Source organism: Kitasatospora sp. NPDC087315 (assembly GCF_044744345.1).
Lineage (GTDB): Bacteria > Actinomycetota > Actinomycetes > Streptomycetales > Streptomycetaceae > Kitasatospora.
This window is the reverse complement of the sequence record NZ_JBIUYD010000013.1, coordinates 139,178-161,552: the sequence shown is the minus strand read 5'-3', so window position 1 is coordinate 161,552 and position 22,375 is coordinate 139,178. Positions and strand designations below refer to the sequence as shown.

Annotated in this window: 23 protein-coding genes; 10 read left to right on the top strand and 13 right to left on the bottom strand. The window is 71.6% G+C overall.

Annotation, left to right across the window (positions count from 1 at the left end):
- Positions 1 to 118: 118 nt before the first annotated feature.
- Together ACIO5D_RS20430 and ACIO5D_RS20425 are read right to left on the bottom strand one after the other, a co-directional pair.
- The gene (locus tag ACIO5D_RS20430; protein WP_363606715.1) at positions 119 to 871 is read right to left on the bottom strand and encodes an ABC transporter ATP-binding protein; all 753 of its coding nucleotides are present in this window, start codon (positions 869 to 871) and stop codon (positions 119 to 121) included.
- A gap of 29 nt (positions 872 to 900) precedes the next feature.
- Entirely contained in the window at positions 901 to 2,178 is a 1,278-nt protein-coding gene (locus tag ACIO5D_RS20425) for a substrate-binding domain-containing protein (RefSeq protein WP_400796817.1), read from the bottom strand.
- 346 nt (positions 2,179 to 2,524) lie between these two features.
- Here ACIO5D_RS20425 and ACIO5D_RS20420 point away from each other — a divergent pair, with 346 nt between their 5' ends.
- The 4 genes from ACIO5D_RS20420 to ACIO5D_RS20405 all read left to right on the top strand — a co-directional run bounded on the left by ACIO5D_RS20420 (position 2,525) and on the right by ACIO5D_RS20405 (position 8,650).
- On the top strand, positions 2,525 to 3,286 hold the full coding sequence (locus tag ACIO5D_RS20420; RefSeq protein ID WP_400796814.1) for a CoA transferase subunit A: 762 nt from the start codon (positions 2,525 to 2,527) through the stop codon (positions 3,284 to 3,286).
- Positions 3,287 to 3,363: 77 nt separating this feature from the next.
- Entirely contained in the window at positions 3,364 to 4,011 is a 648-nt protein-coding gene (locus ACIO5D_RS20415) for a 3-oxoacid CoA-transferase subunit B (protein WP_400796894.1), read from the top strand.
- A 616-nt stretch (positions 4,012 to 4,627) separates the two neighbouring features.
- Complete coding sequence (locus ACIO5D_RS20410) at positions 4,628 to 6,676, top strand: glycosyltransferase family 2 protein (protein WP_400796811.1); 2,049 nt, start codon at positions 4,628 to 4,630, stop codon at positions 6,674 to 6,676.
- 42 nt (positions 6,677 to 6,718) lie between these two features.
- A complete protein-coding gene (locus tag ACIO5D_RS20405; RefSeq protein ID WP_363606711.1) occupies positions 6,719 to 8,650 on the top strand; it encodes a galactose oxidase-like domain-containing protein in 1,932 nt (643 codons plus the stop codon).
- Positions 8,651 to 8,704: 54 nt separating this feature from the next.
- Here ACIO5D_RS20405 and ACIO5D_RS20400 read toward each other — a convergent pair whose 3' ends face one another.
- The 3 genes from ACIO5D_RS20400 to ACIO5D_RS20390 all read right to left on the bottom strand — a co-directional run bounded on the left by ACIO5D_RS20400 (position 8,705) and on the right by ACIO5D_RS20390 (position 11,824).
- Entirely contained in the window at positions 8,705 to 9,643 is a 939-nt protein-coding gene (locus ACIO5D_RS20400) for a glycoside hydrolase family 6 protein (RefSeq protein ID WP_400796808.1), read from the bottom strand.
- Positions 9,644 to 9,941: 298 nt separating this feature from the next.
- Positions 9,942 to 10,619, bottom strand: coding sequence for a uracil-DNA glycosylase (locus ACIO5D_RS20395; RefSeq protein WP_363606795.1), 678 nt, complete (start codon positions 10,617 to 10,619; stop codon positions 9,942 to 9,944).
- Between the two features lie 425 nt (positions 10,620 to 11,044).
- Positions 11,045 to 11,824, bottom strand: a complete 780-nt coding sequence (locus ACIO5D_RS20390) for an HAD-IIA family hydrolase (protein ID WP_363606708.1) — start codon at positions 11,822 to 11,824, stop codon at positions 11,045 to 11,047.
- 384 nt (positions 11,825 to 12,208) lie between these two features.
- On the opposite strand from ACIO5D_RS20390, the gene ACIO5D_RS20385 reads away from it, so the two are divergent.
- Both ACIO5D_RS20385 and ACIO5D_RS20380 read left to right on the top strand, forming a co-directional pair.
- Entirely contained in the window at positions 12,209 to 12,484 is a 276-nt protein-coding gene (locus ACIO5D_RS20385) for a hypothetical protein (RefSeq protein ID WP_363606706.1), read from the top strand.
- A 79-nt stretch (positions 12,485 to 12,563) separates the two neighbouring features.
- Positions 12,564 to 13,673 (top strand): Gfo/Idh/MocA family oxidoreductase, encoded by a 1,110-nt coding sequence (locus ACIO5D_RS20380; RefSeq protein WP_400655641.1) that lies wholly within the window; start codon positions 12,564 to 12,566, stop codon positions 13,671 to 13,673.
- 69 nt (positions 13,674 to 13,742) lie between these two features.
- Here the strand turns inward: ACIO5D_RS20380 and ACIO5D_RS20375 are convergent, their stop codons facing one another.
- From ACIO5D_RS20375 to ACIO5D_RS20365, 3 genes are all read right to left on the bottom strand, one after another.
- Positions 13,743 to 14,273, bottom strand: coding sequence for an RICIN domain-containing protein (locus ACIO5D_RS20375; RefSeq protein ID WP_400796805.1), 531 nt, complete (start codon positions 14,271 to 14,273; stop codon positions 13,743 to 13,745).
- Positions 14,274 to 14,451: 178 nt separating this feature from the next.
- The gene (locus ACIO5D_RS20370) at positions 14,452 to 14,874 is read right to left on the bottom strand and encodes a type II toxin-antitoxin system VapC family toxin (RefSeq protein ID WP_400796803.1); all 423 of its coding nucleotides are present in this window, start codon (positions 14,872 to 14,874) and stop codon (positions 14,452 to 14,454) included.
- Positions 14,867 to 15,151 carry a type II toxin-antitoxin system prevent-host-death family antitoxin gene (locus ACIO5D_RS20365; protein WP_363606703.1) on the bottom strand — a complete coding sequence of 95 codons (285 nt, stop codon included), beginning with the start codon at positions 15,149 to 15,151 and terminating at the stop codon, positions 14,867 to 14,869. Before ACIO5D_RS20365 ends, ACIO5D_RS20370 begins: the two co-directional genes overlap by 8 nt.
- 197 nt (positions 15,152 to 15,348) lie before the next feature.
- Between ACIO5D_RS20365 and ACIO5D_RS20360 the strand changes: the two genes are divergently transcribed.
- The 4 genes from ACIO5D_RS20360 to ACIO5D_RS20345 all read left to right on the top strand — a co-directional run bounded on the left by ACIO5D_RS20360 (position 15,349) and on the right by ACIO5D_RS20345 (position 19,086).
- Positions 15,349 to 15,642: a DUF6412 domain-containing protein gene (locus tag ACIO5D_RS20360; RefSeq protein WP_363606702.1), complete on the top strand. Its 294-nt coding sequence runs from the start codon at positions 15,349 to 15,351 to the stop codon at positions 15,640 to 15,642.
- A gap of 89 nt (positions 15,643 to 15,731) precedes the next feature.
- Complete coding sequence (locus ACIO5D_RS20355) at positions 15,732 to 16,418, top strand: YidC/Oxa1 family membrane protein insertase (protein WP_363606701.1); 687 nt, start codon at positions 15,732 to 15,734, stop codon at positions 16,416 to 16,418.
- A gap of 420 nt (positions 16,419 to 16,838) precedes the next feature.
- Positions 16,839 to 17,606 carry a CDP-alcohol phosphatidyltransferase family protein gene (locus ACIO5D_RS20350; protein WP_400796800.1) on the top strand — a complete coding sequence of 256 codons (768 nt, stop codon included), beginning with the start codon at positions 16,839 to 16,841 and terminating at the stop codon, positions 17,604 to 17,606.
- A 205-nt stretch (positions 17,607 to 17,811) separates the two neighbouring features.
- Complete coding sequence (locus ACIO5D_RS20345; protein WP_400655629.1) at positions 17,812 to 19,086, top strand: serine hydrolase domain-containing protein; 1,275 nt, start codon at positions 17,812 to 17,814, stop codon at positions 19,084 to 19,086.
- Between the two features lie 114 nt (positions 19,087 to 19,200).
- Here ACIO5D_RS20345 and ACIO5D_RS20340 read toward each other — a convergent pair whose 3' ends face one another.
- The 5 genes from ACIO5D_RS20340 to ACIO5D_RS20320 form a co-directional block, all read right to left on the bottom strand.
- Positions 19,201 to 20,118: a hypothetical protein gene (locus tag ACIO5D_RS20340; RefSeq protein ID WP_400796798.1), complete on the bottom strand. Its 918-nt coding sequence runs from the start codon at positions 20,116 to 20,118 to the stop codon at positions 19,201 to 19,203.
- The gene (locus tag ACIO5D_RS20335; RefSeq protein WP_363606696.1) at positions 20,115 to 20,636 is read right to left on the bottom strand and encodes a SigE family RNA polymerase sigma factor; all 522 of its coding nucleotides are present in this window, start codon (positions 20,634 to 20,636) and stop codon (positions 20,115 to 20,117) included. Before ACIO5D_RS20335 ends, ACIO5D_RS20340 begins: the two co-directional genes overlap by 4 nt.
- A gap of 125 nt (positions 20,637 to 20,761) precedes the next feature.
- A complete protein-coding gene (locus ACIO5D_RS20330) occupies positions 20,762 to 21,061 on the bottom strand; it encodes a hypothetical protein (protein ID WP_400796795.1) in 300 nt (99 codons plus the stop codon).
- 23 nt (positions 21,062 to 21,084) lie between these two features.
- Entirely contained in the window at positions 21,085 to 21,690 is a 606-nt protein-coding gene (locus tag ACIO5D_RS20325) for a hypothetical protein (RefSeq protein WP_400796793.1), read from the bottom strand.
- 167 nt (positions 21,691 to 21,857) lie between these two features.
- A complete protein-coding gene (locus ACIO5D_RS20320; RefSeq protein ID WP_363606682.1) occupies positions 21,858 to 22,265 on the bottom strand; it encodes an SSI family serine proteinase inhibitor in 408 nt (135 codons plus the stop codon).
- Between the last annotated feature and the right edge of the window lie 110 nt (positions 22,266 to 22,375).

Here is a 22,375-nt window from a genome sequence, read left to right as displayed (position 1 = left end):
ACGGAGAGGAGAGCCCGGGAAGCAGAGTCCGCAGATACAGGGCAGGAGGAGACAGGGTCGGCGGAGACAGCGGAGGAACCCGAGGAGGAGGAGGCGGCGGCACGGAGCGGAGAGTCGGTCACAGCGCCTCCCCCAGGTAGGCCTGTTGCACGGTGGCGTCGGCCATCACTGCCTCGGGAGTGTCCAGTGCGAGCAGCGTGCCGTGGTGCATCACGGCAAGGCGGTCGGCCAGGTCGAGCAGGACGTCCATGTGATGCTCCACCATCAGTACGGTGCGGCCGAGATCGCGGTGCACGGAGCGGATCAGTTCGGTGAGCGCCGGTACCTCCTCGGCGCTGACGCCGGCCATCGGTTCGTCCAGCAGGATGAGCCGGGGGTCGGACACCAGCAGGACGGCGAGTTCGAGCTTCCGCTTCTCGCCGTGCGAAAGCGCACTCGCCAAGGTGTCTGCCCGATGGGTGAGTTCGGTGCGCTCCAGGGTGTCGGCCACCTGGGTCGGGTAGCGGTCGGCCCGACGCCAGAGCCGGTAGGAGGCACGCGGTCCGGCTGCGGCCTGGGCGGCCAGGCGGACGTGGTCGGCCACCGTCATCCCCGGCCAGAGAGAGGAGGTCTGAAAGGTACGGCCGAGCCCGCGGCGCGCCCTGGCGTGGACGGCTTCGGCGGTGATGTCTGCGCCGTCGAGTTCGAGACTGCCGTGGCTCGCCGGGTAGATGCCGGAGATCAGGTTGAAGAGGGAGGTCTTTCCAGCACCATTGGGTCCGATGAAGGCGACGAACTCGCCTTCCCCGACCGAGAACGAGACGTCCTCGACGATCGGCACCCCTCGGACGGACCAGCCGAGGCCGTTCAGTCGCAGGACCGGTGGGGCCATGGTGGACGAAGCAGGACCGGGCATGTCGATCAGCCCGCCATCGGAGTGACCGGGGGCGCCGCCTCGTCCGCGGTCAGCGTCTTCTCCACGGAGGGCTTGGCAGCCGCCCCGCTGCCCGTCAACCGGACCTGGAACATCGGCTGGAGGAGGGCGTGGTCCTCTGCACGCACCGTGGTCGGGCCCTTCACCCCGTCGAAGCTCCAGCCCTCCAGCGCCTTCACCAGAGCAGAAGTGTCGTCGGTGGATCCGTGGTTGGCCTCGACCGCGTGCACGATCATCTGGGCGGCGGTAAAGCCGTCGGGGGTGAAGATGTCCGACTTGCCACCGCCGGCGGTCACGGCATCGTCCATGGCCTTCTCCACCGGGGTACCGGCGGCTCCACCGAAGTAGTGGTTCAGAAAGGAGATCTTCTCGCTGGCCGGGCCGAAGAGCGGGTAGGAGGCGGCGAGGTCGAGACCGGTGACGACCTTGGTGTCGGCGAACACGTCCTGCTGGTTCAGCGCCGTCCAGAGGGCCGAGGAGGTGTCACCGGCCCAGGCGACGAACAGCAGGTCGGGCTTGGCGGTCTTGGCCTGGGTGGCGAACGGGGTCAGGTCGGTCGCGCTCGGCGGGGCGAGCACCGAGTCGACCGTGGCGCCCTGGGTACCGAGCACGGCCTTGACGGCGGCCACGTTGGCCTGCCCGAACGCGTTGTCCTGAGCGAGCACGGCGACCTTCTTGCCCTTGGCGTCGCCGATGAACGAGGCCGCGGTCTTGATGTCCTGGTAGGACTGGCGGCCGGAACGGAAGGTGTACTTGTTCAACCCGGTGACCTTGTCGGCGGCGGCCGGACCGCTGATGAAGAGCACCTTGTTCTGGGCGGCGATCGGGCCGACCTGAAGGGCCACGCCCGAGGCGGTGGAGCCGGCAAGGATCTTGTGGCCCTTGCCGATCAGGTCCTTTGCGGCCGACACCGCCTTGGCCGGGTCCCCGGCGTCGTCCTGCTCCTCGAACTCGATCTTGTGTCCGTCGACCGCGCCGGTGCCCTTGGTCGCGTAGTCCAGCCCCGCTTTGAAGCCCTCCAGGTACTGCTTGCCGTACGCGGCCAGCGGCCCGGTCTTGGAGTACACCAGGCCCACCTTGACCGGGCTCTTCGCGCCGCCTCCACTGTCCGCCGCGGTGGTACCGGCGGTGCCGGCCTTGGCGCAGCCGGCCGCGAGGAGGACACACGCCGCGGCGGCGACGAGCTTGCGCCCGGGGCCGGCGGTCACGGCCGCGCCCGCGAGGGTGCCGGAGGCGGTCCTGGTGAGGGCTGTCGAGCTGCGCATGGTGACCGACTCCTGAGGGTGCTGCGGGGGTGGATGCCGGAACCGTAGGTGTGCCATGAGAGCCGCGACATGTGCCCGGACGACGCATCAGGAGCCCAGGATGTGGTTCGGACCGCCATACCGCTGAACCGGAGCCCTGCCATCGGCCACCGAGTGTGGATGTCCACCATGCATCCGCGCACATGGGTGGCGGCCACCGCCATGGCAGGGGCGGCCCGCGCCCGGTGACGGTGGTGGGGCTCGAACGGGACGCACGCGGGCATTCCGTCGCCCTCCGCCTGCACAGGCTCGCCCGCCTCCCCCGCCCCGCACCCCTCTCCGCCCCTCCCCCTCATGAGGTGACCACTTGGACAAGGTCCTGGACTCCCCCGCCGACGCGGTCGGGGACATCCCCGACGGAGCCGTGCTGGCCGTCGGCGGGTTCGGCCTCTGCGGCATCCCCAGCACCCTGATCGGCGCCCTGGCGGCCGCCGGCACCACCGGCCTGCGGATGGTCTCCAACAACTGTGGGGTGGACGACTGGGGGCTCGGCCTGCTGCTGCGGGCCGGGCGGATCGCACGGATGACGTCCTCCTATGTCGGCGAGAACAAGGAGTTCGCCCGGCAGTACCTCTCCGGCGAGCTGGAGGTGGAGCTGACGCCGCAGGGCACCCTGGCCGAGCGGTTGCGGGCCGGGGGTGCCGGTATCCCGGCCTTCTTCACCCCGGCGGGGGTCGGCACCCAGGTCGAGGAGGGCGGGCTGCCCTGGCGGTACGCGCCGGACGGTTCGGTGGCGCTGGCCTCGCCGCCCAAGGAGGTCCGGGAGTTCGGCGGCCGACGGTACCTGCTGGAGGAGGCCATCACGGCCGACTTCGCCCTGGTCCGCGCCGAGGTGGCGGACCGCCACGGCAACTGCGTCTTCCACGCCGCCGCCCGCAACTTCAACCCGCTCTGCGCGGCGGCCGGCCGGATCACCCTGGTCGAGGCGGACCGGATCGTCGAGCCGGGCGAACTGGGCCCGGACGCCGTCCACCTGCCCGGGGTGTACGTCGACCGGGTGGTCGCCGCCGATCCCGAGGACCGCCGCATCGAGCGCCGGACCGTCCGCACCGCACTTCAGGAGGCCTGACCGCGATGTCGACCGAACTGTCCGCCGCGGTACCCGCCGCCGCCTCCGCACCCACACCTCCCCACCTGCCCACCCACATGTCCGCCGCGGTCGACCTGCGGAACGCGCTCGCCGCACGGGCCGCGCGGGAGCTGCGGGACGGGCAGTACGTCAATCTGGGAATCGGTCTGCCGACCCTGATCCCCAGTCACCTTCCGCCGGACGTCCATGTGGTGCTGCACTCGGAGAACGGAATCCTCGGCGTCGGCCCGTACCCGGTGGAGGGGACCGAGCATCCTGATCTGATCAACGCCGGAAAGGAAACGGTGACGGTCACCACCGGCGCCTCGTACTTCGACTCGGCCTTCTCCTTCGGCATGATCCGAGCCGGCCGGATCGATGTCTCGGTGCTCGGCGCGATGCAGGTCTCGGCCACCGGCGATCTGGCCAACTGGATGATCCCGGGCAAGATGGTCAAGGGCATGGGGGGTGCCATGGACCTGGTGCACGGCGCCCGGCGGCTGATCGTCGTCATGGAGCACACCGCGAAGGACGGATCGCCGAAGATCGTCGAGGAGCTCTCACTTCCCGCCACCGGGCGTGGAGTTGTCGACCGCATCGTCACCGAGCTGGCAGTCATCGATGTCACGCCCGCCGGGCTGCGCCTCGTGGAGACGGCCCCGGGGGTGGGGTTCGACGAAGTTCAGGCGGCCACCGGCCCCACCCTCCTGTCGGCCGTCGGCTGAGAAACCGGCCGAACGGCAACCAGTCCCGCCACACCCAGCCCCACGACAACCAGCCCCACAGCAACCGGACACACCACCCCGGGAGCACTCGAAGACCCGACGGCCGGACCACCCCGTGCAGTGGTCCGGCCGTCGCATGTCTTTTCGAACTATCCAAAGCGACAAAGCCGTGAAGCGACCTGTGCACAAATCCATCTCAATAGCACCCCCCAATGATCGAATGGCCAAGAACCGTCATATCTTCACTCTTGCGCAATGATCATTTCTCAGATCGGTTGCGATCAGGCCGGGGCTCCGGGAGAGTTGGGCGCGTCGGGGATCCCGCACACCCGGAGGGGAGTCCGGGGCGGATCGGTTATCCCGCATTCGAAGCAGCCAAGCAGCCACATGCCAAAATCGGTCGTACACGTTTTAGCGATTGACGGCCCGGACACCGCCTGGACGCACCACGACTGTCCGGCGGTGTTCTGCTTCGAAAGCAAGGCTCCGGGGGGAGCGGTCAGTCGCGAGCGCGGCCCAAGTACGGTCGCAGCAACGGGACTACGGATCGCCCACCCCCGGTCGGAACACGCACGAACGGGCCGGTCCGCACGACCGGCCACGGGGGGAGCCACACATGATCAAGCTGTTCTCACGGCAGTCGGGCCCCGAGTCCTCGGCCGCTTCCACCATTGGCGCGGCCGCCGTCGACGACGAGCTGATCTCCATACCCGTCCCCGAAGCCCCGTACGACTACGCGCACTTCAGCCGCCTCGCCGGCCCGCCCGTCGCTCCGGAAGACCACCCCGACACCCACCCTGGCACGCACCCCGACACCCACGCCCACGCCCACGCCTACGACTGCGCCTCCGTCTACGCCCACCCCCGCACCGCCACCGAGGCCGCCCCACAACCCCCCTACCGCGTCCAGTACCGCAGCTTGTTGAGGCGCGAGCCGCACCGGATCCGGGCGGCGCTGCTCCTGCTGGCCGCCCCGGTGGTCGAGGCCGTGCTGCTCGTCTGGCTGCTGCTGCCCGGGCACTGGCCGGTCCGGCCGGGCGAGACCCACTCCTGGTTACTGATCGGCGACAAGGTGATGATCGGAATCATCGCGGTCGTCGAAATGTTCCGGCTGGTCAACGTCGTCTCCAACACCCACGCCACCCTGGCCGCCCGCGACCCGGTGCCGGTCACGCCCGAGGCCGGCAGCCGGGTCGCGTTCATCACCACCTGTGTGCCGGGCAAGGAACCGCCGGAGATGGTGCGCACCACGCTCACCGCCGCGCTCGCCGTCCGGCACAACGGCCCGTACGACGTCTGGCTGCTCGACGAGGGAAACGATCCTGCCATGCGCGCACTCTGCGCGGAGCTGGGCGTACGGCACTTCAGCCGGCACGGGGTGGCGGGCTGGAACCAGCGCAAGGGCAGGTTTCGCGCCAAGACCAAGCACGGCAACTACAACAGCTGGCTCCAGGCCTACGGCGGCGGCTACGACTTCTGGGTCGCGGTCGACACCGACCACGTCCCGCTGCCCGAGTTCTGCGAGCGGATGCTCGGTTACTTCCGCGACCCGGACGTGGCCTTCGTCGTCGGCCCGCAGGTGTACGGCAACTACCGCAGCTCGGGTTCGGCGGTCACCAAGTTCTCGGAGAGCCAGCAGTTCCTCTTCCACGCGCTGATCCAGCGCGCGGGGAACCGTTACGGCGCACCGATGTTCGTCGGCACCAACAACGCCGTCCGGATCAGCGCCCTGCAGTCGATCGGCGGTCTGTACGACTCGATCACCGAGGACATGGCGACCGGCCTGGAGTTCCACCGCCGCCGCAACCCGGCCACCGGCGAGCGCTGGAAGTCCGTCTACACCCCGGACGTGCTGGCGGTCGGCGAGGGGCCGTCCTCCTGGACGGACTTCTTCTCCCAGCAGCTCCGCTGGAGCCGGGGCACCTACGAGACACTCCTCACCCAGTACTGGCGCGCCGTCTGGGGGCTGTCGCCCGGTCGGCTGCTCAACTATACGCTGATGGTCTGCTTCTACCCGATGGCGGCGCTGACCTGGCTGCTCGGCGGCGTGTCCAGCGTGCTCTACCTGGGCTTCGGGGCCTCGGGCGTCCATGTGTCGTCCGAGATCTGGATGATGCTGTACAGCGACGCGGCCGCCCTCCAGGTGCTGCTCTACACCTGGAACCGCAAGCACAACGTGAGCCCGCACGAGCCGGCCGGGTCGTCCGGGGTGGCGGGCATGGTGATGTCGGCGGTGAGCGGGCCGATCTATGCAGCATCGTTTCTCCAAGCGGTGTTTCGCCTCCGCAGCCGTTTCGTGGTGACTCCGAAGGGCGGCTCGACCAGCCGCGACCGGGTGGCCACCTTTCGCATCCACCTGTTCTGGGTCCTGGTGTTCGGCGGCGCGGTCACCGCCTCCTTCTTCACCGGCCACGACCACATCGCGATGCGCACCTGGGCCTGCATCGCGCTGTTCCTCAGCCTGCTGCCGATGCTCGTCCTGGCCGCCGACGCGATCCGCCGACGCCGGGCCCGGCCGACGTCCACCCTCTCGGTCACCAGCGCCGGCACAAGCACCAGCACCACCCCCGCGACCGGCCCCACCTGCCGCACCAGCACCACCGACACCGCCAGCACCGGCCGCACCAGCGACACCGCGCCCACCGCACGGACCACCACCCACTGAGCCCGCACCACGAGGGGACGCACCACGAGAGGACGAACCACCGTGAAGATCCGCAACACCGGCCGCACCAAGCGCTTCGCCCTCGGCAGCACGGTAGCCCTGACCGTGGCCGGGATGAACGCGCCGGCCGTGCTCGGCTTCGCCAACGAGCAGTACCACCAGTACGTGATCAGCCAGCCCGGCTACAAGGCGGAGTACGGCCACTGGCAGACCGTCATCCTGCCCGCCGAGTTCCGGATCAACGCCATCCATGCCTCCCTGCTGCGCACCGGCAAGATCCTGATCATCGCCGGTTCCGGCAACAACCAGCGCAACTTCGATGCGGGCACCTTCAAGAGCCTGCTCTGGGACCCGGTCAAGAACACCTACAAGTCGGTCCCGACCCCGGCCGACATGTTCTGCGGCGGCCACACCGCGCTGCCCGACGGCCGACTTCTGGTGGCCGGCGGCACGCTGCGCTACGAGGCACTGGACGGCACGGTGAAGAAGGCGGCCGGCACCATGCGGGTGCGCAACGAGAACCCGGACGCCGCCCGGACGTTCCCCAAGGGCACCGTGTTCACGGGCCCGAACGGGCGCGAGTACGTGTCCACCGCCGAGGTGACCGTCCCCGCGGCGGTGAAGACCGGCGCCGGTGACCGGACCGTCGTCAAGGCCGGCGAACAGCACGTGTTCGTGGAGGCGGTGGCGCAGGGCGCGGCGTACGTCGACAACTCCCCCGCCCAGTACACCATCAAGGGCCTGAGCGGTGCCGAGGCGCGGAACCTCTACGGCATGAGCGACCGCATGACGCTGGAGAAGCAGGACTTCCAGGGCATCCGCTCCGCCTTCGAGTTCAACCCGGACACCGAGATGTACGAGCAGGTCACCGACATGGCGTACGCGCGGTGGTACCCGACGCTCACCGGGCTGGGCGACGGCCGGGTGGTGACCGTCTCGGGGCTGGACGACACCGGGCAGATCCTCAGCGGCAACGACAACGAGATCTACGACCCGGCCGCCAAGACCTGGTCCAAGGCGCCGGACCGCTACTTTCCGACGTACCCGTCGATCTTCCTCACCGCCTCCGGCAAGCTCTTCTACTCCGGTTCCAACGCGGGCTACGGCCCGGCGGACAAGGGCCGCGTGCCCGGGCTGTGGGACCTGAAGGACAACAGCTTCCAGCCGGTCCCAGGGCTGCGGGATCCCAGCCTCACCGAGACCTCCTCCTCGGTGCTGCTGCCGCCCGCGCAGGCGCAGAAGGTGATGGTGCTCGGCGGCGGGGGCGTCGGCGAGTCACCGCTCTCCACCGCCCGCACGGACATCGCCGACCTCACCGCCGCGAAGCCGGCCTTCACCCCGGGCCCGGACCTGCCGGCGGGCGGCACCCGCTACCTGAACAGCGTGATCCTGCCGGACGACACCGTGTTCACCACCGGCGGTTCCAGCGACTACCGGGGCAAGCACCACAGCGACCTGCTCAAGGCGCAGGTCTACCACCCGGACACCAACCGGTTCACCACCGCCGCCGAGCCCACGGTCGGACGGAACTACCACTCGGAGGCGCTGCTGCTGCCCGACGGCCGGGTGGTCGTCCTCGGTTCCGACCCGCTCTTCGCGGACAAGGCCGACACCGTGCCGGGGACCTTCGAGCAGCGCATCGAGATCTACACCCCGCCGTACCTGTTCCACGGCGAGCGCCCGCAGCTGACCGCCGCCCCGGCCACCGCGAAGCTCGGCGACACCGTCACGGTGAACACCGCGGCACCGAACGGCGTCGCCACCGCCAAGTTGATCCGGCCGAGTTCGGTCACCCACGCGACCGATGTCGAGCAGCGCTCGGTGGCACTGGACATCACCGGGCGATCGGCCGCCGGCGTCTCGCTCACCCTGCCCGCCAACCCCAACCTGCTGCCGCCCGGCTGGTACATGCTGTTCGTGACGGACGGCGCCGGGACGCCGTCGGTCGCGCGCTGGATCCAGGTGACGGCCTGAACCACCGGTCGGCCCCGACGAACCACGACCCCAACAGCCCCCGACTGCCCGGCCTCAGGCCGACGCCCGCGCCAGCCCCAGCGCGTACGGCAGCCAGAACTCGCCCGCCCGGGGCTCGCCGCGCCCGCACTCGCCGTCCGACTCCCCGGGGTTCTTGATCCAGAGATAGGCGTCGACGCCGGGCCTGCCGGTGTTGTTCGTGGGCGGCTCGCCGAGCGCGCGGCCGGGCGGGTTGCACCAGGCCTCGCCGCTCAGCGGGCCGTTGCCGTTGCGGCTGGTGTCGATGACGAAGGGCTTGCCGCCGAGCGCTGCGGAGAGTCCGCCGCCGTACGCCACGTTCCGGCCGGTGTCGTAGAAGTTGGAGACGTTGACGGCGAAACCGTCCGCCACGCCGATACCGGACTTGCGCAGCGCCTCGGCCATCGCCGAAGGGTCCTGCGCCCAGCCGGGGTTGCCCGCGTCCAGATAGACCCGGACCTGCGGGCGCTTCTTCAGCTCCTGGACGGCGAAGGCCAGCAGTCCGTACCGCTCGGCGGAGACCTCGCTCCTGGCCCCGCCGCCGCAGGTGTCCAGGGTGTGCGCGATGGCGTCCGGCTCCAGCACGACCCACGCCTTGCGGTCGCCCAGCGCCTCCGCCAGTCCGGTGATCCAGGCCCGGTAGGCCGCGGCGTCGGCCGCGCCGCCGGCCGAGTAGAGGCCGCAGTCGCGGTGCGGGATGTTGTACGCGACGAAGACCGGGGTGCGGTCCGCCGCGGCGGCCCGTCGGCTCACGTTCTCGGCGATGCCGCCGGCCGCCTCGTCGCCGAGCCACTGGGACGAGGGCTGGGCGGCGATCTTCAGCAGGGCGTCGGCCTCCGCCGTCCGGCCCTGGCCGCGCAGGGCGACGAGCTGTTGGGCGGCGGAGGTCTGGTCGGAGACGTAGAAGGTCTGGCCGGGGAGCTGGGCGAGCCCGGAACCGGCCCCGCCCGTATCGGCGCCCGTGGCCGCCGGCACGGGCGCCCCCTGCGTACCGCCGTTCGTTCCCCCGCTCGCGCCACCGGCCCTGCCCGCCACGCCCGAACTCCCGTCGGTGCAACCCGCGGTGCCCGCCATCAGCCCCAGCAGCGCCGCCCCCGCGGCCAACCGGAACCCCGCTCCTCGCCCTACCCGGCGCACGTACCGCCCCTCCCCAGACCTGGTCCGGCGACCTGGTCGGCCCCCAGCTTCGCACACCGGGCACCGGCCGACAGCCGTGGCCGGTGAACTGCCGGTGACGGCGGCGGGCGGACGAGGAGTCAGCTGACCAGCGGCGTCAGCCCTGCTTCAGGTTCGGGATCCGCCAGTCGAGCGGGTCGACGCCGAAGCCCGACAGCGCCTCGTTGATCTGCGAGAACGGGCGGCTGCCGAAGAACAGCTTGGCGGAGAGCGGCGACGGGTGCGCGCCCTGGACCACGACGTGCTTCTCGGTGTCGATCAGCGGCAGCTTCTTCTTGGCGTAGTTGCCCCAGAGCACGAAGACCACCGGCTCCTCGCGCGCGCTCACCGCCTTGATCACCGCGTCGGTGAACTTCTCCCAGCCCTTGGCCTTGTGCGAGTTGGCCTCGTGCGCGCGCACCGTGAGCACCGCGTTGAGCAGCAGCACGCCCTGCTCGGCCCAGTGCATCAGGTAGCCGTTGTCCGGGGCCGGGATGCCGAGGTCGGCGTCCAGCTCCTTGAAGATGTTGCGCAGCGACGGCGGCGTCTTGGTGCCGGGCAGCACGGAGAAGCTCATGCCGTGGGCCTGGCCGTCGTCGTGGTACGGGTCCTGGCCGAGGACGAGCACCCGGACCTTCTCGTACGGCGTGGCCTCCAGCGCGGAGAACTCCTGCCCGCTCGGCGGGAAGACCTGGTGCTGCGCGCGCTCGGCCGCCACGAAGGCCGCCAGCTCGGCGAAGTACGGCTTCTCCGCCTCGGCGCCCAGCACCTCGCGCCAGGACTCGGGCAGCTCCAGCCCGGCCCCCGATCCCGCCTCGACCGCGTCCGCCTCGACCACGCCTGCCTCGACCGTGTCCGTCACGACATCAACCTCCCACCGGACGGCCGCTCACCGCGGCACCGCCCCGACCTCGGACGCGCCGCGGCCCTTGCGCCGCACGCCCTCTTCCACCCCGAACGCTACACAGCCCGGCTGACACTCCACTCCGCCGGAGCCACATCCGTCCGGGCCACCGCACCCGCAGCAGCCGCGACCCCCACGTGACCCCGCCGCACTCGTCCGCCCTCCTCGGTGAACCCCACCGGGCACGCGCGACGGCCCCACCCCGGCCGTCGGCCAGGGCAGGGCCCGGTGCAGCGGTACAGCGGTGCAGCGGTACAGCGGTACAGCGGTACAGCGGTACAGCGGTACAGCGGTACAGCGGTACAGCGATGCAACCGCTAGACCAGCTCGACCAGGTCCGCGATCGAGTTGACCACCCGGGTCGGCCGGTACGGGAAGCGCTCCACGTCGGCGGCCGCGGTGAGGCCGGTGAGCACCAGGATGGTCTCCATACCGGCCTCCATGCCCGCCACGATGTCGGTGTCCATCCGGTCGCCGATCATCACGGCGGTCTCCGAGTGGGCGCCAGCGGTGTTCAGCGCCTCGCGCATCATCAGCGGGTTGGGCTTGCCGACGAAGTACGGCTCGACGCCCGTCGCCTTGGTGATCAGCGCCGCGACCGAACCGGTGGCCGGCAGCACGCCCTCGGTGGACGGACCGGTCTCGTCCGGGTTGGTGCAGATGAAACGAGCCCCCTGGTTGATCAGGCGGATCGCCTTGGTGAGCGCCTCGAAGCTGTAGGTGCGGGTCTCGCCGAGGACGACGTAGTCCGGGTTGTTGTCGGTCAGCACGTAGCCGGCCTGGTACAGCGCGGTGGTGAGCCCCGCCTCGCCGATCACGTATGCGGTGCCGCCCGGGCGCTGGCCCTTGAGGAACTTCGCGGTGGCCAGGGCCGAGGTCCAGATGCACTCCTCCGGCACCTCCAGACCCATGCCGGCCAGGCGGGCGCTGAGGTCGCGCGGGGTGTAGATGGAGTTGTTGGTCAGCACCAGGAACGGCTTGCCGGACTCCCGCAGCCGACGCAGGAACTCCTCCGCGCCGGGGATCGGCGTGCCCTCGTGGATGAGGACCCCGTCCATGTCGGTCAGCCAGGACTCGATGGGCTTGCGGTCTGCCACGTGCGTGTCTCCCGAAGTCTTGCAACGTCTTGCGTTGGTCGTACGAAAACCGCGGCGCACCGCCGTCACCGCTGCGCCTCCCACCGGCCGGACCCTCCTCGGGACACCGGACCGCCGGGGGTATTGCTGGCTGCCCCAACGGGGCACAGCCTAATCCGCACACCTGCTCGACGGCAGCCGGTCCCGCCCACCGGAATACGCGTCCACCGCCGGCCGTCCACCCTGACCGGCCCGCCCCGGGCGCTCTCACCCCGGCGGCCCCGCACCTCAAGGAAGCCTTAAGCCACCCCTAATCCCACTGATCGCCCCTCAGCGCCTCGGCCCCGCCCGGCTAGCGTGAGCGGCACCACCCTCACCCCGCTCCCGCCAAGGAGTCCTCCGGCCATGCCCGTGCGCCGTCTCCTCCCCGCCGTCGTCCGCCCGATCGCCGCCACCGGCCTCGCCGTCGCCCTCGCCGTCGGCGGCACGGTCGCCGCGCGATCCGCCCCCGTGGCCGCCTCGGCCGGCACCCCGGCCGCCGCCTCCGCGAACCTCGCCCGGACCGGTGCCGACCGTTCCCTCGGCATCCTCGCCTCGGTCGGCTCCGCCGTCCTGCTCACCGGCGCCACCATCGCCGTCATCCACCGCCAGCGCCGCGGCCGGGACGCCCGGGCCCGCTGAGCACCGGCCCCGCCGAAGGCGTCGCCGGGAACGCCCCGAAACCGGGGCCGACCGGGCGCCCCGTGATTGAGTGGAGCGCATGAGCCCCACGTCGCGCCCCCCGCTGCGTCCGTCCAGCCTGTCCGGTCCCTCCGGCCCGTTCCGCGTCGGCCTGATCGGTTACGGCCTGGCCGGCTCCGCCTTCCACGCCCCGCTGATCGCCAGCACTCCCGGGCTTCGGCTGGACGCGGTGGTCACCGCCAACCCCGACCGCCGTGCCCGACTGCACCGGGAGCACCCCGACGCCCGGACCGTCGACACCCCCGAGCAGCTGCTCGCCGATCCGGACGCGCTCGACCTGGTCGTCATCGCCTCCCCGAACCGCACCCACGCCTCGCTGGCCCGGGCCGCGCTGCACGCCGGGCTGGCCACCGTGGTCGACAAGCCGCTGGCCGCCACCGCCACCGACGCGCTGGAGCTGTGCCGACTGGCCGAGTCGCAGGGCACCCTGCTCTCCGTCTTCCAGAACCGGCGCTGGGACGGCGACTTCCTCACCGCCCAGCGGCTGGTCCGCGAGGGCGCGCTCGGCCGGGTGCACCGCTTCGAGTCGCGCTTCGAGCGGTTCCGGCCCAAGCCCAAGCCCGGCTGGCGGGAGCTGGCCGACCCGGCCGAGGTCGGCGGCACCCTGTACGACCTGGGCAGCCACCTGGTCGACCAGGCGCTCACCCTGTTCGGGCCGGTCGAGACGGTGTACGCCGAGATCGACGTCCGCCGGGACGGCGCGGTGGTCGACGACGACGCCTTCCTCGCCCTCACCCACGCCTCCGGCACCCGCTCCCACCTGTGGACCAGCGCCATCACGCCGCTCGTCGGCCCCCGTCTGCGGGTGCTCGGCGACGCCGCCGGGTACGTCAAGTCCGGTATGGACCCGCAGGAGGCCGAGCTCCGCGCCGGCCGCCGGCCGGACGGCACCCATCCCTGGGGCACCGACCAGCCTGCCCACTACGGCACCCTCGGCACCGACGAGTCGGCCGCCTCGATCCCCACCGACCCGGGCGACTACCCGGCCTTCTACGCGGGCATCGCCGCCGCCCTGGCCTCCCCCGGTACCCCGCCCCCGGTCGACCCGCACGACGCCGTCGCCACCCTCGCCGTGCTGGAGGCGGCCCGCGCCGCGGCCGCCACGGGGACGACCGTCCGGCTGGACTGAGGACGGTCACAGGCTCGGCGCGCAGCTGCGTTCAGTGGACGGCTGTCGGCCGGATCCAGCAGGAATTCGTCAGCCTGCGGGCTGCGGAGTCCACTGCTGGTTTGCACCGCTGTTCGACCACCAGAGCTGCGCGGGCGCACCCTGAGCGTTGCTGAATCCGCCGATTTCCATCCTCATGTTCTCGATTTCGAACATGAGGGACGTGGGCCCCCCGGAATAAACCATCGACCACCGCTGCGCGTTGTTGCACGTGAACTGCTTCAACAGCTCCCCACCGACCGGCTTGCCGCCTCCGTCGAAGTAGACACACTTGCCGCTGTGCACATTGATCAGCGACACCTGGCCGACATAGCCACCCGGTGCGTCCACCAGGCGCCACCGCTGGTTGTCACCCGAGCTGCAGTCCCACTGCCGGACCGGGGCACCGTCGTCCGTGCGCCAGTCCGCCACCTCAAGACACTTGCCACTGCTCTTGTTGATGTAACGGAACGGACCCTCGCCGCCATAGACGGCCGAGGCCGACTGGCCACCCATCAGCAGCCCGGCGCCGACAGCCACCACACCCGCGCGAAGCGCGTTCCTCTTCAGACTGGACCGCATTTCCCAACCCCCTGTAATCGCGCGAGGACACAGCGGGATATTCCCCCCGCATGGCGTCCTCCCCTGATGCCATGAATGGTCCGATCATGGCAGCCACACCCCACCACCACAAGTTTATTCGCGCGCGATGGAACCGGGCGGCGAGTGCCAACACCTGAAATCCCGGGACGAATCGCCGTCAGATCCCGATGATCTCGACCGCCGAGCCGAGCCCCCGGAAGTCCGCCACGTTGCGGGTGTACAGCGGCAGCCCATGGGCCGAGGCCACCGCGGCGATCATCAGATCGATCCGGCGCGGGCGCGGCTGCCGCCCGGCGGCGATGGTCAGGGTGACGAGGGTCCCGTAGCGGGCGGCGGCGGCCGCGTCGAACGGCAGCGGGTCGAAGTCGGCCATCGCCGCCCCCAGCACCTCCAGCCGTGCCGCCCGGCTGACCGCGTCCCGCGCCATCGAGACGCCCTGCTGCAGTTCGGCGAAGGTGATCGCGGTCAGTTCGGGGACGGCCGGCAGCTCCGCCGGGTTGAGCAGCGCCAGGTCGATGTAGACGCAGGTGTCCAGCACCCCGGCCGGCCGCCGCCGGGGCGCCCTGCGCCGCTCAGCCACGCGGCCGCTCGAAGGGGTCGTCGCCCTCGTCCCCGACCAGTTCCTCGGGCCCGAAGTACTCCTCGGCCTCCTTGCGCATCTGCTGGTAGTCGACCCGCGGCAGCTTCACGTGCCGCGCCACCAGTTCCTCCGCCGTGAGCCGTCGCCGCCCCTGCACCGGCCGCAGCTCGGCGACCTCGACCCCGTTCCTGGTGATGTGGAAGGTCTCCCCCGCCTCGACGGCGTCCATCACCGCGGCGGAGTTGTTCCGGAACTCCCGCTGGGTAATCACCTTCATCTGTCCACGGTAGCCCCGTGTAGCGCCCCTGGCTACGGCGCGCGCGACGGCCTCGCACGCCCTCGCACGCCCTCCCGCTCCGGGCCCTGTGCCCGGGAACCCGGCAGGCCGTACGATCGTCGTCAACGTCTGACACCCGCCGGTCGGAGCACACCGGTCGAGGCACACCGGCGCCGGAGAAACGAGGAGGAGCACCCATGTCCGTGGTCGCGGTGCTCCTCGGGCTGCTCCGGGTGCTGACCGGCGAGCTGCTCACCGAAGGCGGCACGCTGACCTCGGTGGCCGCCGCCGCGGCCGTGGTGCTGCTGGCCGGGGCGGCCGCGGGCACGCTGGCCGCCGCCCGGCTGCTGGGCGCGCGGGCGCCGGCCGCCGTACGGGACGGGACGCTGCGCCGACGCGCGTTCCGGACCGCCTTCCTTCCGCAGCGCGATCCGGACGCCCGGGGCAGGCGACGCCCCAGGGCACCGGGGGCGGCCCCGGCGGCCGCGTAACCCCTCGTCTTCCCACCGCCGTTGCGCGGCCGTCCTCCGCCGATCACTCATGCACTCATGCTTTGAGACCCCGGAGGGCTCACCCCGTCATGTCTGTTTTCGCGCTTTTCGACCCGGCCGTCGGCCTGGCCCACGATGTCGTCTCCGCACTCGCCGGTCTGCTGCCGACGGCGCTGGCGATCGTCCTGTTCACCGTCTGCGTCCGCCTGGCCCTGCATCCGCTCGCCCGGGCGGCGGCGCGCGGCGAGAAGGCCAGGGCACGGCTCGCCCCGCAGGTCGCCGAGCTGAACCGCAAGCACAAGGGCAAGCCGGAGAAGCTCCAGGCCGCGCTGGCCGAGCTGTACAGGAAGGAGAAGGCCTCGCCGTTCGCCGGGTGCCTGCCGATGCTGGTGCAGCTCCCGTTCTTCTCGGTGATGTACCGCCTCTTCACCACCCCGAACGACCTGCTCGGCCACACCCTCTTCGGCGTCCCGCTCGGCCTGCACGTGCACGGCGCGACGGGCCCGGCGCAACTGGCGGTCTTCGGCGTGCTGTACGCGGGTCTGGCGGCGGTGGCGTACGTCGGCTTCCGGCGGGCCCGGCGGGCCGCGGCGGCGCAGCCCACCCCGCAACCGGGGGCGGCCTTCCTGCCGTACCTGTCCTTCGGCACGGTGCTGTTCGCCTCGCTGGTGCCGCTGGCCGCCGCGATCTACCTGCTGACCACGACCACCTGGTCCGCCGCCGAACGCGCCTGGCTGCACCGCGGCGCCCCGGTCCCGGGGGTGGCCCTGGTCTGACGGCCCACGCCGCCGGACGGCCGCACCCCACGGGCGCGAAGCGGGCCGGACCACCCCGCCCGGTCCTGGCCCGCTTCGCGCCCGGTCGCCGTCGCGGTCCAGGGGCGTGTCTGACAATTCCCGCCGGGCGTGCGACGCTCCCCCAGCCTTCGGCCGGGAGGTACCCCCAGGGCACGCACTCCCCCAGCCTCCGGCCGGGAGGTGCCCCCACCGCAGTGGCTCCCTCCTCCGCCTTGCGGTGCACGCACCCCACCGCCGCACACTGATCCGCCGCGAATTGTCAGACACGCCCCAGCCTGTGAAGATCGTTTCGAGGTCGTCGGTCGTCGGCGGCCGGATCGGGGCCGGGCCGAGGTCGGGCCGAGGTCGGGACGGGCCGGATCGGGCCCAGGGCAGGCCGGACAGGTGGAGGAAATCATCATGGTGGCTGCTCCGGCGCTGGCGGAGTTGCGGGAGGTCTGCCAGCCGCAGGCCAAGCTGGGGAGCCGCAACGGGGAGCACTGGGCGGGGCGGCTGTACATGCGCCGGGTCTCGCTGCGGACGACCAGGCAGCTGGTGCGCACCTCCGTCTCGCCGAACTCGCTGACCTGGACCATGGTCGTCTGCGGTGTCGGCGCCGGGGCCGCGCTGCTGATCCCCGGGCTACCGGGAGCGGTGCTGGCGGCGGTGCTGTTCCAGCTCTTCCTGCTGTTCGACTGTGTCGACGGCGAGGTGGCCCGCTGGAAGAAGCAGTTCAGTACGGCGGGTGTCTACGTCGACCGGCTGGGCGCCTATCTGGCCGACGCCGCCCTGATGATCGGGGCGGGTGTCCGGGCGGCACAGGGCAGGTCGGAGCTGTGGGTCTCGGTCGGTCTGGCGGCAGCGCTGGGCGTGGTGCTGCTGAAGGCCTCGACGGACCTGGTCGATGTGGCACGCGCCCGCAGCGGTCTGGCACCGGCCGACGACGAGTCGACCCAGCCGCGCTCGCAGGGCATCGCGACGGCGCGACGGCTGGCCTCCGTCCTCAAGATCCACCGGGTGACCAACGGCATCGAGGCGTCGCTGGTGCTGCTGGCGGTCGCGGTGGCGGACGCGGCGGTCGGCAGCACGGACCCGACCCGGGTCGCGGTGGCGGCGATCGCCGCGATCACCTGGGGCATGGTGGTCGCCCACCTCGCGTCGATCCTCTCCTCCTCCCGGCTCCGCTGAGAACTCCAGACTGATCATCAAATCCTTTGCAGGTCAAGTGATTTGAGTCATACCACCGGTGGCGTCCACCCCCGCCGGACGGCCGGCCGACACCCGTCGCGGGGTGTACGGCCGGCCCCGCCCCGAGGGTGACGCGATCGGCGAAGCGTGGATGCGAACGTGGTCCCAGGGGCCCGGCAGCCGGGCTCCGGGGGAGGGAATCACCATGACCACCACCACCTCGCGCCGCCGCCTGGGGCTGCGGCTCGCCGCCGTCGCCATCGCCGGCGCCACCGTCGTCCCGCTGGTACCGACGGCCGCCATGGCCGCCGGTACCAGTGCCCCGGGCCCGTCCGCCCCGGGCCCGTCCACCCCGGCGGCGGACGAGCGCCGCCCGTCCGTCGACCTGCGCCCCGAACTGGAGGCCCTGGTCGAGCAGGGCGGCTCGACGTCCGCCCTGGTCGAGGTCCGCGACCACGGCCGCCCGCTCTGGCGGGGCGCGGCGGGCAGCGCCGACCTGACCACCGGCGAACCGGCCCGCGCCGACGGCCGGTTCCGGATCGGCAGCGTCACCAAGACGTTCGTCTCGACCGTCGTACTCCAGCTGGTCGCCGACGGCCGGGTGGGCCTCGACGATCCGGTCGAACGCCACCTGCCCGGTGTGGTGCCGAACGGCGCGGGCATCACCGTGCGCCAACTGCTCAACCACACCAGCGGCCTGTTCGACTACCTGGAGGACCCTCGGTTCCTCTACCACGACGACGCGAGCCTGCGGACCTACCTGGCGCAGGGCCGCTGGACCGACTACCGCCCGCGGCAGCTGGTGGCGGCGGGCTTCGAGCACCCGCCGTACTTCGCGCCGGGCCAGGGCTGGCACTACTCCAACACCAACTACGTCCTGCTCGGAATGCTGATCGGGAAGACCACCGGCCGGACCTGGCAGAAGGAGGTCGAGCAGCGCATCATCCGCCCGTTGCACCTCGACGACACCGTCATGCCGACCTCCGGCACCGGCATCCCCGGGCCGCACGCGCACGGCTACGCCAAACTCCCGGAGGGTCCGGTGGACATGACCCGGATCAACCCGACCTTCGGCGACGCGGCGGGCAACGGCATCTCCTCCACGAACGACCTCACCCGCTTCCACGCCGCCCTGCTCGGCGGCCGCCTGCTGCCGCCGGCCCAGCTCGCCGAGATGACCACCACCGTGCCGGCCCCCGCCATCGGCGCCGACTACGGCCTCGGCCTGATCCGCTTCGACCTCCCGTGCGGGCCGGCCTGGGGGCACCTTGGCGGGCTCCCGGGGTACGGGACGGTGCTGCTCGGATCGCTGGACGGCGGCAAGCAGTTCGCCCTCTCGCACACCCCGTACGGTGAGGGCGACCCGGAGGGGCCGGGCCGGGCGTTCCAGAATCTCGTGATCAAGGCCGCCTGCGGCAAGGACGCCCCGCCCACGGGCACGTTCCCGCCAGCCCTGACGGCACCTGACACCCTGCGCTGACGCGGGACGGACCGGCCGCGCCGCGCTCCCCGGAGTACGGCGCGGCCGGCCTCCGGAAGGGACGGCGGGCCCTGTGGTGCGAGGACGTCGGACTCGTACCGCCGCCGGGCCCGGCTACCCGTTCAGCCAGCTCTTGTTGGTGCCCAGGAGCCGGCCGTCCGCGGCGAAGACCTTGAAGGACGTCGCGTGCAGACCGGTCGGCTGGGCCACCGCGATCCAGCGGAGTGGGGAGTCCCCGACGGGGGCGAGCCGGGGCTCGGAGGTGGTCCCGTTCGACCAGTTCACGACCACCTTGGCGGCATCGGGCCGGACCGCGCCCATCATGACCGGGAGGACCTTGGGCTTTCCGCTCTTGTCGCTGCCGCCGCCGAGCAGCCAGCCCGTCAGACTGCCGTCAGGGCCGGTGGTCAGCGGCTCCGCGGTCCCGGGGACAGGAGTGTCGGAGAGGCGGTCGTCGGGCAGGCGGGCGCCGTCGACGACGAGGTAGAGGTCGACGATGTCAGTGGTCGGCTGCCAGTACCGGGCAACGTAATCGGGGGTCGGTTCGCTCAGGTCGGAGCCCGCGGCGTGCTGTTCCTGCCAGATCAGCTGGGCCTGCTGGAAGGACTGCTCCCTGGTCGACAGCGGCCACAGCGCCGCCCACGCCTGCCACTGCTTGCCGTCGGTGGTGCCTTCCGCCACCAGGGTGCGGACCGGCTGGAACGGGTCCCGGGCGGCGCCGGGGCTTGCCGAAGGACTCGCGGGGGCACTCCCGGGCAGGGCGCCGCCGAGGACGGGTGCGGCAGCGGGCGCCACCGAACCGTCACCGCCCGGCCGGAGGCCCGGCAGGGCCACCAGCACGGCCGCCGCCACCGCGGTCACCGTCAGGGCCGCGGCTCCGGTCAGCAGGTTCCGGCGCCTGCGCAGTCGCCGCCCGCCCGTGATGATCTCGGCGAGGGGGGCGGGCACGATCCGCACCGCCGCCGTCAGCTCCGTCAGCCCGGCACCGATCCGCGCGTCCCCGGCCGAGCCCGCGTGGCTGTTCTCGCTCATACCGTCTCCTTGATCTGTGTCATACCGGTCAGTGCCGAGGAGGCCCGCAGCTTCGCGATGCCCTTCGACGCGTGACTCTTCACCGTGCCCACGGAGCAGTCCATGGCCGCCGCCGCCTGGCTCTCGCTCAGGTCCTCCCAGTACCGCAGCACGACGGCCTGCCGCTGGCGCGGCGGAAGTTCGGCCAGTGCCTTCAGCAGCACGCCGCGTTCGTCGAGCCCGCCGAAGCCGTCCTGCGCGGCCCGCTCCGGCAGCTCGGTGACCAGCTGCTCGGGCACCCGGCGCCGCAGCCGGCGTGCGTGCTCGTTGACCAGGATCCGGCGCACATACGCCTCCGGAGTGTTGGCCTTTCGGACCTTTCCCCATGCCGCGTAGGCGCGTTCGAGGGTCGACTGGACGAGGTCCTCGCCCGCCTGCTGCTGGCCGGTCAGTAGAAAGGCCGTACGCAGCAGGCGCGGCCAGACGGCGACCACGAACACCTGGAAGTCTTCGTCCTGCGCCTTCTTCGGTTCTCTCATGAGCACCTCCTGGCTGTTAGATCCCAGAAAGGGCCCGAACCGTTGACCCGGGCGTCAAGAACGGTGCGCCGCCCGTGCGGCGCCGGCAGGTCCGGGGACCCGCCGTCACCGGGAGAGACGGCGGCTCACACGCCGCGCTCAGGCCCGTACCAGGGGACGGGGCGGTCGTTCGGGCTCATCGGAAGGTGCTGGGGCTTGACCGGTCCGGGAGTGACGTACGTTCCGCCCGGGTGGATGACCTCCTCGCCGAGCAGGTGCCGGTGGAGCCACTCGGCGAAGCCCATGGCGTGCTCGTGGTAGCCGCCTTCGTCGCGGTCGTGGACGACCACGCTCCAGCCGGTCGCGCCGTGAACCTCGCCGCGGTCAGCACCGTGCCGGACACCGGAGCGACCGAGCACCGGCTGGAGTCCGTCGGCACGCGACACCCCCTCCGAAGCGACGCGTCACATCACTCGTAACTGGCGACGCCTTCCGCAAGCGGGTCGAACAGCAGCCTCCAGTTGCCCGGAAGATGCTGCACCGCGGCCGTGAGGTGGAAGCGGATGACTGTCCACTCGTCAGGCCGGGCAGCCACCCCATGGTCCCGGACGGCCTCCAGGCAGTGGTCGACGAAGTCCGAATCCTCCTCCTCGAACCCCAGCCGCCGGTAGGCCTGTTGTGCCGGCGGCGACTCGGCGAACCAGTCGTCCCACTCGGTGGCGGCGCCCAGGAGATAGAGCAGGTGACCCCCAGGGGCCGGCAGGTCAACGCGCAACCCCTCCGTGGTCCACTCCCGCTGCGCCTCCTCCGAGACCAACGCGGAGCTCTCGACCGCCGAGCCGACGAGGTCCGCCCAGTAAGCCCTGTCGTGCCGACCCGTGGTCTGCCGCAGGTGCTCACTCGCGAATGCCGCCATCGCGTCCGGGTCGTCGATCAGCGGCGAGACGACCATGTCGCTGCCGTAGTCGAATCCGAAGTAGTAGCGATGCCCGTCGAGGGTGATCGATTCGATACCGGCGACATGGCCGACCCGTCCGGGCAGGGGGTCGACGTGCTTGGCGAGTTCCGCTTCCATAGGCGCGACCGTAGTACCGGTCACTGACAGACCTGTCGGCACGCCCCCCATTCATGGCCACCTCGGTCTCCCCCTCCCGGCCGCCTCCGTAGCCCCGACGCTCCAGAAAGCCCGGCCCTCCGTCCTTCGACGGAGGGCCGGGCTGCTGATGCGGGGCGTCCTCGGCCTCAGAAGACCGGGGTCGTGGCGCGCTCCAGGAAGCACTGGTTGGTGAAGGTCTTCTGCCAGGCGACCCGTTGGCCGTTCCACTCGCCCTCGGCGTCGGCGGTGACCGGGTCGTAGTAGTCGGGACAGAAGCGGTCCGGATCGCCGACAAGGCGGTCGAAGTCTCCGTCGGCTGCGGTCAGGGCTGCGCAGGCGGCGTCCGGATCGGGGTGGGTGCCGCCGTTCGGGTCGCAGGTGAGGACGAAGTCCTCCACGAGGGAGCCGTCCTCGTCACGGGTGACGGAGAGCTGAAGGAGGCCGAGCGAGTCGGCCGAGGCCGGCCGTGTCGCAGGGGCGGCCCCCAGGGTGGTGGTGATGACGACGGCGACAGCGGCGGAGGCGACGAGCCGCCGAATTGCGGTGGTGGTCATGCCGACACCCGACCACGGCCGGATCGGCATGACCAAGCCACCCATCCGTCGAACGAGTGATCCCCACACGAAAGTTAACGCCAGGGAGTGACCGCCACCCGGCCCGCCCC